The 15,378-nt window shown below is 39.9% G+C and carries 11 protein-coding genes; all 11 read left to right on the top strand.

The window, feature by feature from the left end; all coding sequences use genetic code 11:
• The first annotated feature begins 19 nt into the window (after positions 1-19).
• Positions 20-1,294 (top strand): TolC family protein, encoded by a 1,275-nt coding sequence (locus BUR09_RS13505; protein WP_074217465.1) that lies wholly within the window; start codon positions 20-22, stop codon positions 1,292-1,294.
• Positions 1,287-3,398, top strand: a complete 2,112-nt coding sequence (locus BUR09_RS13500; protein ID WP_074217464.1) for a peptidase domain-containing ABC transporter — start codon at positions 1,287-1,289, stop codon at positions 3,396-3,398. Before BUR09_RS13505 ends, BUR09_RS13500 begins: the two co-directional genes overlap by 8 nt.
• Complete coding sequence (locus BUR09_RS13495) at positions 3,395-4,717, top strand: HlyD family type I secretion periplasmic adaptor subunit (RefSeq protein ID WP_074217463.1); 1,323 nt, start codon at positions 3,395-3,397, stop codon at positions 4,715-4,717. The genes BUR09_RS13500 and BUR09_RS13495 overlap by 4 nt, the downstream gene beginning before the upstream one ends.
• 634 nt (positions 4,718-5,351) lie before the next feature.
• Positions 5,352-6,542, top strand: coding sequence for a tyrosine-type recombinase/integrase (locus BUR09_RS13490; RefSeq protein ID WP_074217462.1), 1,191 nt, complete (start codon positions 5,352-5,354; stop codon positions 6,540-6,542).
• A gap of 89 nt (positions 6,543-6,631) precedes the next feature.
• Positions 6,632-7,987: a hypothetical protein gene (locus BUR09_RS13485; protein WP_074217461.1), complete on the top strand. Its 1,356-nt coding sequence runs from the start codon at positions 6,632-6,634 to the stop codon at positions 7,985-7,987.
• Positions 7,988-8,095: 108 nt separating this feature from the next.
• Entirely contained in the window at positions 8,096-8,335 is a 240-nt protein-coding gene (locus tag BUR09_RS13480; RefSeq protein WP_074217460.1) for a hypothetical protein, read from the top strand.
• Positions 8,322-9,770, top strand: a complete 1,449-nt coding sequence (locus BUR09_RS13475; protein ID WP_074217459.1) for a DUF3987 domain-containing protein — start codon at positions 8,322-8,324, stop codon at positions 9,768-9,770. The genes BUR09_RS13480 and BUR09_RS13475 overlap by 14 nt, the downstream gene beginning before the upstream one ends.
• Before the next feature lie 44 nt (positions 9,771-9,814).
• On the top strand, positions 9,815-10,549 hold the full coding sequence (locus tag BUR09_RS13470; protein WP_074217458.1) for a helix-turn-helix domain-containing protein: 735 nt from the start codon (positions 9,815-9,817) through the stop codon (positions 10,547-10,549).
• A gap of 351 nt (positions 10,550-10,900) precedes the next feature.
• Positions 10,901-13,288, top strand: coding sequence for a type I restriction-modification system subunit M (locus BUR09_RS13465; RefSeq protein ID WP_074217457.1), 2,388 nt, complete (start codon positions 10,901-10,903; stop codon positions 13,286-13,288).
• Positions 13,289-13,301: 13 nt separating this feature from the next.
• Entirely contained in the window at positions 13,302-14,624 is a 1,323-nt protein-coding gene (locus tag BUR09_RS13460; RefSeq protein WP_074217593.1) for a restriction endonuclease subunit S, read from the top strand.
• Positions 14,625-15,197: 573 nt separating this feature from the next.
• Positions 15,198-15,338, top strand: a complete 141-nt coding sequence (locus tag BUR09_RS16990; protein WP_217694186.1) for a DUF4268 domain-containing protein — start codon at positions 15,198-15,200, stop codon at positions 15,336-15,338.
• Positions 15,339-15,378 lie beyond the last annotated feature (40 nt).

Genomic DNA, 15,378 nt, shown 5'->3' with positions numbered 1-15,378 from the left:
ACTACTCGGAATTCTCTTTATGACTTTGTCTAGAGTGACAGAGTGTTATTGTGAAATAATCTCTCTAGATACATTAGAAAAGCAAGCAATAGAGCATTCTCCAGACCTTGATAAGTATACCACAGAGACTAAACTTCAACAGGAGCGGTTAGAAGAGCAGCAGTATGATTTTTACCCCACTCTACGCGCGCAAGGTAACACTGAATACTCTTCTGATTTAAGTAATGGGTGGGGCTCGGTCGTTTCAGTAGGTGATGTTGTTCAGTCTACTGGAACAAAGTATCAAAATTCGATGTCGGTACGCGCAAATTATGTTCTTTACGATTTTGGAATTCGATTTCAAAAGGAACTTGCATTAAAAAAAGCAATTCTTGCTTCTAAATCGACCGCGTTGGCAGAAAAACTAAAGCTTCGGTTGAATGTTTTGCAAACATATTCGGCGGCAATGGCGCTTTCCCAACAAGTCCGGAATCTACAAAAAATTGTTCAATACTCCGAAGAGTTAAAGCTTATTTGTGACCGTCTATTTACTGCAGGTAAGAAGGGACCTATTGATGCGGCAAGACAGTATGCAGAACTAAAAAGAAAAGAGAACGAGCTTTCTTTGTGTGAATTTGAGTTTAATAAGAAGCTTGAAGAACTTAATTTTTATACAGGTTCTTCCTTACAAGGTAATGTTCAATTTTCCAAACTTCCAAGGCCGGATCTTACCGATTTTTTATTTGATATTGATAAACATCCCGGCGTGGAACGATATTCAAACGAACTTTCCAGCCAGCAAGCAGAAACAGCGGCATCTGAAGGTGAATATTTTCCAAAGGTATCCTTGTACGGCTCTTACCTACTATATGGCTCCAATAGTAAGGATATGGTGAAAGCGTATGAAGACGTATCTGAGTCAAATTTCAAGGTCGGTGTTTCATTGGTGATTCCTTTATCGGATGCATTACGTAATAGACATAAGGTGCAGCAATCTGAACTTGCTGAGCAACGCATCCGTGCTGAAAAACGTAAATTAAAAGAACAGCTGCAAACAGAACTGAATATCAGTCAGCGACAGTATAAGTATTTGATAAATGATCAAAAGCAAAAACGTGAGATGGTAAACATTCTCGAAAAAGAACTTAATATGCTCAACCGCTTGAAAAAAGCTAAAGAAATAGATGCCGAAACTGCAATTCGTCGCAGTATTGTATTACTAGAACAGAAAACAGCTCTCGACAAAAGTGTTATAGAGTTATCGCATGAATTGTTGCGCTTGCAGTACCAGATGGAGGCAACAAAGCATGAATAGTGGCTTAGTATCGCTTGAGGTTGTTGCACGTATAAATAAAGTGCGAATAGATGTCCCCAACATTGTTCGCGAGCATTGTATATCATCCGATGACATTTCTAGTGAAGAGCTTGTCCGGATAGCTAAGCGTCTTGGTTTACGCGCAAAAAAGAAAAATATTACGTTGGATCAATGTCATAAAAAATATCCATATCCTATTATTGCTCAAGCAAGTGATGATACTTTCTTTGTTGTGCTGGGATATAAGGAAGAGGAACAAACTGTCCTTGTATACATTCCTGCAGAAGGCGCAACCCGTTCTATTTCCATGGAGGAATACCGCCAACTGACAACGGATCGTCACATTATCCTTAGCCATAGATGGTTGTCAGAGTCTGTCAGATTTGGATTGGGATGGTTTTTTAAAGAAGTTTTCAATGCAAAAGGTATCATGGCAGAAATCCTGCTGGCCTCATTTGTTGTTCAACTTTTCGGTCTAGTAACACCACTGTTTACACAAGTTATTCTTGATAAGGTACTCGTTCATCGGGCGATGACGACTCTTAAAATTCTTGCGATTGGCTTTATTGTAATTGCAGTATTTGAGTACGTTTTGAACCTTGCACGAAATTATCTTTTTACTCATACAGCAAACAAGATGGATGCAAAGTTGGGGGCACAACTGTTCCGCCATTTGCTTTCGTTGCCTTGTCCTTATTTTGAATCCAGGCGAGTCGGGGACACAATTGCTCGTGTTCGGGAACTGGAAAATATCCGCAACTTTGTTACCAACAAAACAGTATCAGTTATAATCGACCTCATTTTTTCAGTCGTGTTTGTTGTCGTTATGCTTATGTACAGCATGAAACTGACATTTATTGTTTTGGGATTTGTGGCTGCTATTGGCCTTCTTTATATATGTATTACTCCTGAACTTCGAAGAAGGTTGAATACTAAATTTGAAATGGGTGCTAAGTCTAACTCTTACCTTGTTGAGTCGGTAACTGGGATCCAGACGGTAAAATCATTGGCCATTGAGGGAAGTATTCAGCGAAAATGGGAGGACCATCTTGGTCGTTATGTTCATTCAAACTTTAAAATGACCAACATGAGCAATATCACTCGAGGGACTGCCGGTTTCCTGCAAAAGATGATGACAATTTCAATTCTTTATTTAGGAGTCCGGTTAGTACTTAATAATGATTTAACTATTGGCCAGCTCATTGCCTTTAATATGCTTTCCGGACAGTTTGCAGGGCCGGTGCTGCGATTAATCGGTGTTTGGAGCGAGCTTCAGCAGACACTTATTTCTGTAGAAAAGTTGTCTGACATTTTGAATCACCCATCTGAAATACAGAGTGAAAACGCGATCGTGCTGAATAAGCTGGAAGGTAATGTAGTTTTCGATAAAGTTCAGTTCAGATATGCACCAGATTCACCGATGGTTCTTAATGGAATCAATTTTACAATTCCTGCGGGAGCATGTGTCGGTATTGTTGGTAGAAGCGGAAGCGGTAAGAGCACTGTGTCAAAGTTAATTCAACGACTATACATGCCTTCCTCCGGTAGTGTGCGGATTGATGATGTTGATATTAATCACGTAAGTCCAATATGGCTTAGAAGTAATATCGGCGTAGTACTTCAAGAAAACTATCTATTCAGTGGTACGATTAAAGACAATATTGTGATGGGTGCACCTAATGCTTCCATGGATCTGGTACTTCATGTAGCCAAGATTACAGGTGTTCACGACTTTGTATCGCGAATGCCTAAAGGATATGACTCCGAAGTGGGGGAGCGAGGCGAAGGGCTTTCCGGTGGACAACGCCAGCGCATAGCAATCGCCCGTGCGCTCATCACTGACCCTCGTATTTTAATCTTCGATGAAGCTACTTCTGCCCTTGATATTGAGTCAGAGCTTATTATCCGTAGAAACCTGCATCATATTGCCAACGGCAGAACAATGTTCATTATTGCTCACAAAATTTCTATCGTAAAAAATTGTACTGTAATTTTAGCCATGGATAATGGGGAACTGGTTGAGGTTGGTACTCATGACGAACTCATGCGCATTCCTAATGGCTACTACAAGAAACTGTATACCTTGCAGGAGTGCACAGATTGAGGTTCCTAAAAATTTTGTCACGAGATGACAGCCACTATTTCAAACCAATCTTAACTGAAATTGAAGAGACACCGCCAAATCCGCTGGGGTCACTAGTTCTTTGGGTTATCATCACAGTCATTTTTGTAAGTATTATTTGGCTTACGTTTGGTGAAACGGAAATTGTTGTTTCCGGACAAGGCAAGTTTATTCCTTCTGGAAAAGTTAAGGTTGTACAGCCGTTGGAAACCGGAGTTATCCGCAAAATTTTGTGCGACCGTGGTGATGAAGTATCTAAGGGGCAATTGCTAGTTGAGATCGATCCTTCCGCAACTGACCCGGCGATAGAATCTTTGCGGGAGGAGCTTAAGACATATGGAATAACTATCATGCGTCTTGAGTCACTTATCTCAGGCCGTCCTTTTGTCCCTGATGAAGAAGCCTTCGGCAAAGCGTGCATTCAGGTCCAGCGCGACATCTACACGTCATTACGTAATGGACATCAGAAACAAATTGCAGCAAAGAATGATGAACTGCATAAATCAAACCAGCAGCTTAAAGCGCTATCGTTAGAAAAAGAAGGGTACGAGGACTTGCTGTTAACCTACGAAGAACAAAAGCAGCGCCTTGATCCGATAGTAGATATTATTCCTCGCAATGAGTACAATGAGTTACTGCGGAAGATTCTGCAAAATGAAATTGCGTCGAACAATGTAAGCGCAAAAATAAAAGAAGTCAGAACGCATATCGAACTGCTTCAGCATCAAAAAGAAGCATTGCAGTATGATTTTACAAACAAGTTAAGTGAGGAGCTTGCAAATTCGTCCATGAAGCTTGCTTCAACAAAGGCTCGCTTAGATCGAATTTCTTTTTCTAACAAAAAACAAAACATAGCTTCTCCTGTTACCGGTACGATCAATGAAGTTTTCATTACTACAGAAGGCGGTGTTGTTACCCCAGCTGAAAAACTAATTTCGATTGTCCCTAAGAATAGTCCTTTGGTTGTGGAAACCAAGGTGTTGAACAAGGATGTCGGTTTTATAGAAAAAGACATGCCCGTCACTATTAAAGTTAATGCTTTTACATATCAACGGTATGGAACTCTTGAAGGAACTGTGAGCCAGATTTCCAAAGACAGTATTAAAGATGAAAAGCTTGGCGATATCTACAAAGTTTATGTCTCTGTCAAAGACCCTCGCCTGAAGGTTGAAGGTGAGATGGTACCTATGAGTTCAGGTATGACTGTACTTGCTGAAATCAATGTCGGTACAAGACGACTTATTGAGTTCTTTATTTACCCTCTTATTAAATATCTGGATGAGGGCTTAAGCGTTCAATAGTTATTTAGGTTATATTCAAAAGCCCTTCTGAAAATAGCTGAAGGGCTTTTGGTATTATGATTCCCAAAATAAACTGGTTAATAAGATTTATAGATCAGATAACTTGAATTGATACTTATCCCATTATCTTTATGAGGGATGGAAACCAGTTACTGGTAGAAGTTGTCATACAAAGTGATTGCATGATGTTTTTAACGGTTGACCTTCCCCTTTCAGCAGAATTTTTAGTTATCATCACTGAAAACTTTAATTTTGAACTGTCAGCTTGACGGGTAAAATTACGGGGAGCGATTGGCACTAGACGTCACAATATTTTTTATAGCAATTTACTAGCATTTTTTAGGCAGGATAAAAGAAAGGCACTTACGTGTTTTTACGTAAGTGCCTTTAATTACATGGTACCGAGAGGGAGACTTGAACTCCCACAGCTGTAAAGCCGGCGGATTTTGAATCCGTATTTTTCACTTTCCCATTGTTTACTTTTTCTTCCCGTGCTTCCTTGAAAAGTCCTTTAAAATCAGTACTTGAATAGTTTTTGAGTGCCCAAAGTTTCCCGTAGCGACCTTGGCTGTACACGCAAAAAGTTGTACAGGAGTTGTACAAAAGTTGTACAATGGTTGTACAGGAGGAAGTGATGGCTGCTCAAAAATGGATGAAGACGAAGTACCCTGGCGTGAGGTATCGCGAGCATCAATCTCGTCTGCATGGTCGGCAGAAGGATAGATATTACACTATTACCTATAAGCTGAATGGCAAAACTAAAACAGAAGCTGTTGGATGGGCCTCAGAAGGTGTGAAGCCAGCAGATGTATCTGACTTATTAAACCAACTTAAGCGAAATCATCGTGAAAAGACTGGCTTCCAAACGCTTGCTGAAAAACGTGAGCTTGCGGAGGTAGCTGAACGAAAAGAGAAAGAGGCGTATTGTTTGGCAGAGCAGGATAAGATGACTTTAGTCAATGTCTGGGAACAGCATTACTTTACTCAAGCTCAACATAACAAAGCAGAAAAATCCTGGAAGCGTGAAGAGAGTCTTTTTCGAATTTGGATCACTCCTTTATTGGGGCATAAGGTCTTTTCTGAGATTGGAGTACAAGATTTAGAAACACTTAAATCTGCGATGATAGCAAAAGGTGCAAGTTTGCGTTCTGTAGAGTATGCGTTAGCTGTTATCCGCCAAATGTTTAACGTGATGATTTCGTATGATTTATATCATGGGGATAATCCCGTTTCTCGCGTCAAAAAGCCTAAAGAAGATAACCGACGTACTCGATTTTTGAATGAAAAAGAAGCCAAAGAGCTTCTTGATCGGGCGAAGGCTAGGAACATTGTACTGTATCGCATGATGCTTCTTTCCCTTTATACAGGACTTAGAGCAGGTGAGATTCTAAAGCTCACATGGGAAGATGTGGATTTTGCTAACGAGATGCTTTCTATCCGAGATACAAAAAGTGGCAAGAACCGCCATGTATACATGACCAAGTTGTTGTTTAGTGAGTTGAAGTTGCAACAAGACGTCAAAAGTGATTATTCAGAAGAGCGACTTGTTTTTATAGGACGTTTTGGTGGTCCTATGAATGAAGTATCACGTTTGTTTAAAGAGCTAGTAGATGATCTGAGGTTGAATGAGAATGTTGAGGATTCTAGACAACGAGTTGTTTTCCATACGCTTCGTCATACATTTGCAAGTTGGCTTGTGCAGAGAGGTACTCCTTTATATACAGTTGCGTCATTAATGGGGCATTCAACTATTGCAATGACGGAACGGTATGCTCATTTAGCACCAGATGGATTAAGAGAAGCAGTGAAGGTTTTGGAAGAATGACTTAGCAATGAGAAATTTTTTGCTGAATTAACGGTTTGACATGCTGCTTTTTGTTTTTAACTCTCTCTTTTTTTTAAAGGAGGGAGAAAATGCGTAACAAGAAAAGCTATTTTGAATATCAAGAGAGTAATAAAGCTACTGGCGCGATAGATAAATATCTTGAACAAACGTTCTGGAGATTTGAGTATACCACTAGACGTTTTATAAAAGATCGTTATGAATTTTTGAAATGTAATGCAGGACTACCGGAAGATTTTGAAGATCGAGATATGGTATCCGTGGTACAAAAAGATGTTGCAGGCATCATACTCACTGTTTTTGAGAAGAATAAGGAAGGGATTGATGGTGTTGTAGAAGGCTACCGTGATGCAGCAAGGAAGTATGTTGTTACAGAAGAAACTAACTTTGAAACAGCTCTATTTCGATTAACTAAATACAAAAAAATAGAAGAGCTTAGAGAAGCTGTCTTTGTAGAGACTCTCCGTGCGGCAGTAGCAGCTTTCCATAAAAGAAAATTTGGATTAAATCCAAAATACTCCTACAAGATACCCTTAGATTTGTTGGTAAAGCATAATTGTGAACGCGGAAAGTCTTTAAGGTTGTCTGACGGGGGTGAGGAGCTGTTTTATTATCCGGTAATCGAAAATGGAACTGAATCTAACTACATGAGTGCCTTAAGCTTTCTTCACACAGTAAGTGTTGAGTATGGATATTTTCCTTGGGCGATGCTTAATCCTTTACCGGTGGAGGGTGCTTATGGTTTGCAACAAGGGGATAACCTTTCAAGTTACATTGACTCAATCTCTGCAGAAACTTTTTTGAAGATCAATTCGCGTCAAGTTGATTTTATTGATGCGAATTTTAAAGGGCATGATGAAATACAATACTTTGAAGCTCATGTAGCTGGTTTCTTTTACTGTTATTTTAGTTCGCTTTCTGAATGTTTTAATTTGAAAAGTGAAGTGAAAAGTGCTTTAGCTGCTTATCAGAATTATAGAAAACGTCCGAAGCAAAATTGTTTTTATGGAGAGATTGATTCTGCAGACATACAAATCGTAATAGAGAAGAATCCGTCAATTAAGAATAGTGCTAAGCTTCCTCCACTTGTACGGAATACTATTACTGATTCTATAGTTTCTTACCAACGCTGGCATTCTCCCCATAAGTATTTATTGACTAATGAATCTATTGAGACAGTCCGTGCATTTACCTCTGGTAGAGAACAGCGTGCTTTTTTGTCCCGTTGTCTGGGGTTATGGATGTGGGATAAAGTTACTTTTGAAAAGTGGTCGTTGGGAAGAACGATGAATGAGTACCTCAATATTTATGAAAATGACAAAGCAGATGTTTCGATATTTGAGTTTCGAAGAGGGGTTGATAGCAAGCAGCTTAAACGTGACTTTAATTCTGCCGTGATGGGGATCGCAAATGTTAAAATAGGTTAACGGTATAACGTGTTGTTTTTTTTAAAACAATCAAAAAATAAAGTTTGTCCTCTCTTTTTTGCAAATTAATCCATAGCCTCCCTTCATAATTTGACGGGAGGTTTTTTTATGACAGTAGAACAGCTACTTCATGATGTTAAGGCGTTATGTCCAGTCGTCGTTACACGAAAAAAGGCGCAAGAGATTACAGGTGGGGCAGTTAAGGTTAAGACTTTGGCAAATAAAGACAGCTTAGGGTGTGGTCCTGCAGTAAGGGTGAAGATTTCTGGTGGCCGTGTAGCCTATCCACGAGGAGCCTTTATTGAATGGCTAGCTAAAGAATGGGAGGTTCAGCGTGCCTTATTCTAATGTTTTTTCACCTTGTTCCCCAGCAACTAGCTTGCCGAAAATACCTAGTGATTATGTTTATGGCTTGGCGAGTGAATTGGGAGTGAGCGCAGATTTGGTAGCAGTTCCAGTCCTTGCTGCAACAGCAACTTTGCTTATGGGGGGCACTTGCGAGGTGTCACCATCCTTTGTCGTAGGGTCGTCTCTTTATTTTGCAGCAGGAGCTCCTCCTAGTTCAGGGAAAACTCCTTGTTTAGAACGAGTAATGGCGCTTGCTACACAATCGCTAAAAAAAAATTACTTGCTTTCACCTGAAGAGGTTCAAGAGCGTATTAGTATTCGTGAAGTAGAAAGCGCAAGGCTGAAAGCTCTAGAGCGGGCAGCCGCTAAGGAAGAGGATGTGAATGCACGAGCATTATTGGCTCGCGAGCATTCTGAATTACAGGGGCGAATTAACCGGATTGTTATTCCTCAATCTCCTCTAATGGCACAATTTACTCCGTACTCTATAGTTAAGGAGCTAGTTGCTCGAGATGGCATAGGCTCGAATATAAATGCTGAGGGGGGCGTATTGGCTGAGCTTTACTCAGTGTCTCCTGAAAAAATAAGACCTCTTTTAAGTGCTTGGTCCTCTGAAGAAATTTCTGATGTGACAAAGAAACATGCGTTTTTTCATCCCAACCCTACATTTATTATGGGAATATTATGGCAAGATCAGCCGTTAATTAAATTACTTCGAGTGCCAAAATATCGTGAGAATGGGTTGGTTGCTCGCATTTTACCTTTGATCATTACGGATGCAAAATTTTCCCGGTATGGTTTTGTGTCTTCAGATTCCGAGAGGGAGTTAGGTTCACTTTTTAGTCGGATTTTATGTGCTTCTGTTGCTGCGAAGAGTAGCGGGGAAAGCTTAAAATTTACTTTGTCTGATGCTGCAGCAGATTGCTTTAGTCTGTTCCGGGTGTGTGTGGATAAACTTATAGAGCCAGGAAACTTATTTGAGGGTTTTAAAGACGTTGCTGGAAAATTAGATCTTCAAGCTATAAAACTTGCAATGGTTCTCCACGCGCTACGCTCTCCCTTGGCATCAGGAAGTCTTATTGAGCGAGATACAATGCATGGTGCTTGTAACTTAGCCCTTTATTTTGCAGAACAAATGATCAAAGTGCTCGGTACTGCCGAAGAAAACGCTGTGGTTGAAGAGTGTAAGCCATTAATAAAGTTGCTAATACAATGGGGGATGACGAATCCTTTAGGGACGGTTTTTAATGTTGGCCAGCTTAAGCGCCCAATAGGTTTTAGTAAGGCTAAGTGTGATAGGCTGTTATTTTGGTTGGCACAGCGTAAGGCTGTAAACCGTAGCGAGGCATGGTTGAATAAGCCGGATGGCAAGGCTGTTTTGATGGAGTGGTGGGAACCAATTGTTCCAGTCTTAAACTCTTTGGTTAATGAGTAGATGAAAAGGCGCCGTAAGGTGCCTTTTTTATAGTTGGAGTTCAAATGAGTAGCTTTTATTGGACGAAACCTGTTCCTAGGCCATTTTTTCTTCCAAATGGAGTAATTGGAAAATCGCAAGGCAAGACGAGTGTAGTTGAAAGCACGTGGCACTCGTTGGCAACCGTTGCTAAAGGTGTCTATATTGTAATGTGTTGCTTAGCTGGCGAAGAGTTACATGCGCATGTGCCTCAAGATGAACTGGCAATCAAGTCAGGATGTTCTCGAGCAAGTGTTGTTCGCGCCGTTAAAATACTGCAACAGGTTGGTCTTATAGAGACTTCAGGGCTAAGTGTGAATTTTTCCGGAGTGCGTTGCTATGAGTATAGACTTGCCAGAATGGAAGGGCAGAAGCAGATTAAGATAAACTCACTATTGATTGAAGGAGGGGCGTGGAGTCTATTATGCCATACTGCCCGGGCCTTGTTTCCGGTTATGAAATTTTTTGAAGTACCCAAGGTGCCTGGGGTGTTTTTTCAAAAAGATCGCTTGATACTTGGACCTGGGTCTCCATATGAACTTTATAGGTATACGTTTTGTCAGGCAGCGCCTCAAGTTTTATGCACTTTTGCTGGAATGGGAGTACGCAGCTTTCAAAAGGCGTTACGTCAGCTTTGTGAATTAAAAGTTGTTCTTCCTGTTGAGAAGATGCCTGGCTGTTGGGGGATTCCGGTGGATGAGATTGCAGTTTTCTCACCAGATAAACTGAATGCATCGATACGGTCTAAAAGGAAGTTCTGAGGCGTTGATAGGTGAGGGAAACCTCGCCTTTTGTTATTTGAAATCTTATCGTTATTATTGACGCAAATTATAGCTCTATCGATAGGATTGAGGCAAAAAAATGACTTTCGACAACGGCTGAAGAATACTCCTGCAAGAACTTTATGGGCTTAAGTTAACTTGTTAGTCTCCTTCCCTATTGCTCCATTCAGTTGAGTATTCGTGCTTGTTGTAATACTAACTTGCTACGCGGAGCTAATGTCTTGCTCTTGTCTCAAAAAGAACAGAGTTCTATATCTATCTGCTGCCTCTGATGATTGAATATAATTTCATAAGTAATGAGCGAATGTCTCAAAAGAATAGGATATAAATATGGACCATAGTGTTCACAATAAATTGATTTCGTTTATCTGGAACATTGCTGATGATTGTTTGCGTGATGTGTATGTGCGCGGCAAGTACCGTGATGTTATTTTGCCAATGGTTGTATTGCGTCGTTTAGATAGCTTGCTTGAGCCAACCAAGGATGCGGTACTTAAAGAGGTTAAGTTCCAAAAAGACGAAATGAATGCCACAGAGCTTGATGATGAGCCATTAAAAGAGGCATCTGGTTATGTGTTTTATAATACCTCCAAATGGACACTCAAGAGCCTGTTTAACACGGCGACCAACAATCAACAGATATTGTTAGCCAACTTTGAAGAATATTTGTTGGGGTTTAGTGACAATGTTAAAGAAATTATTGAATGCTTCAATTTGAATGCGCAAGTCCGTCATATGGCATCCAAACAGGTTCTATTGGATGTCGTTGAAAAATTTGTTTCTCCATATATTAATCTTACCCCAAAACTCATTAAAGATCCTGACGGTAATAAGCTGCCAGCACTTTCAAACTTGGGCATGGGTTATGTGTTTGAAGAGTTGATTCGGAAATTTAACGAAGAAAACAACGAAGAAGCTGGTGAGCATTTTACACCAAGAGAGGTGATCGAATTGATGACGCATTTGGTCTTTGATCCTGTCAAGGATGATTTGCCAAATGTATTGACGGTATACGACCCTGCCTGTGGTAGTGGCGGTATGTTGACTGAGTCACAAAAGTTCATCGATGAAAAATATCCAAGCTTGAAAATTCATCGGGATATTTATTTGTATGGTAAAGAAATCAACGATGAAACCTACGCAATTTGTAAGTCAGATATGATGATCAAAGGTAATAACCCTGAGAACATCAAGGTTGGTTCAACATTGTCTACAGACGAGTTTGCCTCTCAGCGTTTTGACTTTATGCTATCTAATCCACCATACGGAAAAAGCTGGACGTCCGAACAAAAGCACATCAAAGATGGAGCAGAGGTCATAGATCCTCGTTTTAAGGTTGTACTGAAAGATTATTGGGGAAATGAGGTTAGTGTTGATGCTATGCCTCGTTCCAGTGATGGGCAGTTACTATTTTTGATGGAAATGGTCAGCAAAATGAAATCACCAGAGGTGAGCTCTCTTGGTAGCAGGGTCGCTTCTGTTCACAATGGTTCAAGTCTCTTTACTGGTGATGCTGGTGGTGGGGAAAGTAATATCCGTCGGTACATTATTGAACAAGATATGTTGGAGGCGGTTGTTCAGTTGCCAAATAATCTCTTCTATAACACCGGCATTACCACCTACATATGGATTTTGAATAATAACAAGCCATCAACTCGCAAAGGCAAGATTCAACTTATTGATGCGAGCTTACTTTTCCGTAAGTTACGAAAAAATCTTGGTAACAAGAATTGTGAGCTTGCACCAAAGCATATTAACGAAATTACACAAACATATTTGGACAATGCACCCATCGAACGTGTGGTAGATGCAAATAAAGATCCTGTAGGGATTGCTAGCCAGGTGTTAAAAAATGAGGAATTTGGCTACTACAAAGTTGCGATAGAGCGCCCGGATCGTCGTAAGGCAAAGTTTTCTATGGGTGCTATTCAACTTTTGCGTTTTGATAAACAGTTACTTGAACCAATGAAATATATGTATGCTGAGCATGGTGATAAGGTTTATGAAAAGGATGGGTTGAAATTAATTGAAAAAGATACGTTAGCTTGGTGTGAAGATAATGGCATTACTCTCAAGGCCAAGGCTAAGTCGAAGTTGCTTGATGTTAAGCATTGGTTGTCGCTAAGGGCCTTATATGAAACGGCAGAGTTGCTGATGCAAAATATCGGTCAAGAAGAATTCAGTGACTTTAACGTGTTCAAAGCTTCTGTTGAAGCAGAGCTTAAGTCTCGTAAAATAAAACTGTCAGCTACCGAAAAAAACTCGTTGTTGAATTCTGTCAGTTGGTACGATGAAACAGCAGCTAAGGTTATTAAAAAAGTAGTTAAGTTAAGTAACGATAAGTTGAATAAGTTACTTGACTGTTACGGGTGCAATCTAGAGGAATTACCGGATTTTGGTTACTACCCGACAGGCAAAAAAGATGAATTCATCACCTATGAAACTAGCGCTGCTTTGCGCGATACAGAATCAATTCCACTGCAACAGACCATCTATCAATATTTTTTGGATGAAGTAAAAAAATATGTGAAAGAGGCTTGGATTAACCTTGATTCTGTCAAAATTGGTTATGAAATTAACTTTAATAAGCATTTCTACCGCCATAGGCCGCTTCGCTCTTTAGTAGAAGTTGCAACTGATATAATTAGCCTTGAACAAAAAGCAGAAGGGTTGATAGCCCAAATACTGGGTTTCGATGTTAACCTCGGGCAAGGCTAGGGGGGATAAAACCATGGTTGTTGCAAGAGTGTCAGAATATGATTCTTATATAGAGTCAGGAATAACACAAATAGGTTTAATTCCATCTCATTGGTGTGTGAAAAAACTCAAATTCTGTGCATCGATAAATAGTCAATCTCTTCCGGAGAATACTGGTGCAAGTTATCGCATTAAATATGTAGATATTGGCAGCGTTAGTTTTGAGAATGGGATAGAAAAAATAGAAGAATTTTTATTTGGTGATTCGCCTTCAAGAGCAAGAAGGCTTGCTGAGCCTGGTGATACGGTAGTGTCGACAGTCAGGACTTACTTGAAAGCAATTGCTTTTATTAATGAAAAATTATCAAGATATGTATATTCTACAGGGTTTGCGGTTGTTTCACCAAAGGCTTTTGGAAATCCAGCCTATTTGACAAACTTTATTAAGAGTAACGCCTTTACTGATCAGGTTGATACCGTTGCGAAAGGTATGAGCTATCCTGCCATAAACTCAAATGAGTTGTCTAATTTGTATATTGTTGAGCCCACTGAAATAGAACAAACTCAAATAACGAATTTTCTTGCTAGAAAAACAGCGCAAATAGATGAAGCTATTGCCATCAAAGAACGACAGGTCGCATTGCTTAATGAGCGTAAACAAACCATTATTCAAAAAGCAATCACTCAAGGGCTAGATCCTGATGTACCTATGAGAGATTCAGGGATAGATTGGATTGGTGAGATTCCAGAACATTGGGACACTATACGACTAAAGTACATTTTAGAAGAACGTAATGAGCGTTCAAAGACAGGAGAAGAGCCTCTTTTAATGGTTAGTCAGATCTATGGGCTAGTCGTTAGGTCCGAGTACCATGATAAGGCAGAAGTTGCTGTAAGTAGCGTTGGTAATAAGATTGTCTATAAAAATGACTTAGTCTTTAACAAGCTTAAAGCGCATCTCGGAGTTTTCTTTAAAAGTAGTATTAACTTCAAGGGGCTGGTTAGTCCTGATTATGCTGTTTACAAGCCTAAAGCCTATGTCGAAAATTTGAAGTTGCTAGAACTTTTGTTCAGGAACCCCAAATATATTCAGCAGTTTGTTGTTCGTGCTACTGGTATTGTAGAAGGTTTAATTCGTCTTTATTCAGATGAGCTGTTTGATATACCTGTTCCTGTAGCTCCAGTGGAAGAACAGAGAGAAATACTCAACTTTGTTTCCAATGAATCTAAACGGATTGATGAGGTTGTTGATATTCAGCGTTCTCAGATTGCATTATTAAAAGAGTATAAAACTACTCTTATTAACAGTGTCATTACTGGAAAATTTAGAATTACCCCAGAAATGGCTGAATTGTAGGTTTGGAGAAAGTATGTTCATGGTTAATTGTCAACCTAGTCGGATACTTCGGTTAAAACAAAACTCTTTAGTGATTTGGGGGGACTGAACGTAAGCATCTTCAAGAATGGTTGGTCTATCAACTTGATGCGTTCGGTGAAGAATTGTTGAGTATTCAAAAGTTGATGATAGCCGTGAACGTCTAGACCTGCTGGTGCGGGATAAGTAAGGCATCCTGGTTATTATCGAAAACAAGCTGGACGAGAGTGGCCGTGATGTTGTTTGGCAAGCTCCTAACTATTCGTCTTATAGTGCTAGTCTAACTAAAGGGCAGGTGGTTGAAATTTATCAACAGTATTTTGATTGGTATGAGTTTGCTGCATGTGAGTCTGGCTTAGTACTTAATTTTAATAGTGCTCTAGCTCGTGCTGCAACGCGTATTTGTGAGTTTCTTGATGCTCTTGATTTGGGTGAAGTAAAGCTTAATCTTGGCAATAGCCAACGCTCGCTGCTGGTTCGGGACTAAGCGGCTTTTCTTATGGTTTGATATTTCCACGAAAGGAGTTGCGTGTCAAACTTTAGGTTAGTCGTGCTGTGACTGAAGATAATAAATTTTTCTTTGATTACCAAGTTGGAATGAAGGACGAGATTGAGCGTACTTTTGGTGAGAGTTTGGAATGGCTGCGTTTAGATAATAAAAAATCTTCGCGTATCAAATTTTTTTATAAAATTTAGGTTGTTAATAGAGATGCACGGCAGCAGACAATAGCCTGGC

The sequence above is a fragment of the Halodesulfovibrio marinisediminis DSM 17456 genome, assembly GCF_900129975.1.
In the GTDB taxonomy this organism is placed as follows: domain Bacteria; phylum Desulfobacterota; class Desulfovibrionia; order Desulfovibrionales; family Desulfovibrionaceae; genus Halodesulfovibrio; species Halodesulfovibrio marinisediminis.
Note: the sequence above shows the minus strand (reverse complement) of the source record. Positions and strands in the feature narration are given on the sequence as shown.

Coding starts and splice junctions, on each gene's coding strand:
- BUR09_RS13460 (WP_074217593.1), top strand. CDS start 13,302: ATGGTTGTTGCAAGAGTGTCAGAATATGATTCTTATATAGAGTCAGGA.
- BUR09_RS13505 (WP_074217465.1), top strand. CDS start 20: ATGACTTTGTCTAGAGTGACAGAGTGTTATTGTGAAATAATCTCTCTA.
- BUR09_RS13485 (WP_074217461.1), top strand. CDS start 6,632: ATGCGTAACAAGAAAAGCTATTTTGAATATCAAGAGAGTAATAAAGCT.
- BUR09_RS13470 (WP_074217458.1), top strand. CDS start 9,815: ATGAGTAGCTTTTATTGGACGAAACCTGTTCCTAGGCCATTTTTTCTT.
- BUR09_RS13465 (WP_074217457.1), top strand. CDS start 10,901: ATGGACCATAGTGTTCACAATAAATTGATTTCGTTTATCTGGAACATT.
- BUR09_RS13480 (WP_074217460.1), top strand. CDS start 8,096: ATGACAGTAGAACAGCTACTTCATGATGTTAAGGCGTTATGTCCAGTC.
- BUR09_RS13500 (WP_074217464.1), top strand. CDS start 1,287: ATGAATAGTGGCTTAGTATCGCTTGAGGTTGTTGCACGTATAAATAAA.
- BUR09_RS13490 (WP_074217462.1), top strand. CDS start 5,352: ATGGCTGCTCAAAAATGGATGAAGACGAAGTACCCTGGCGTGAGGTAT.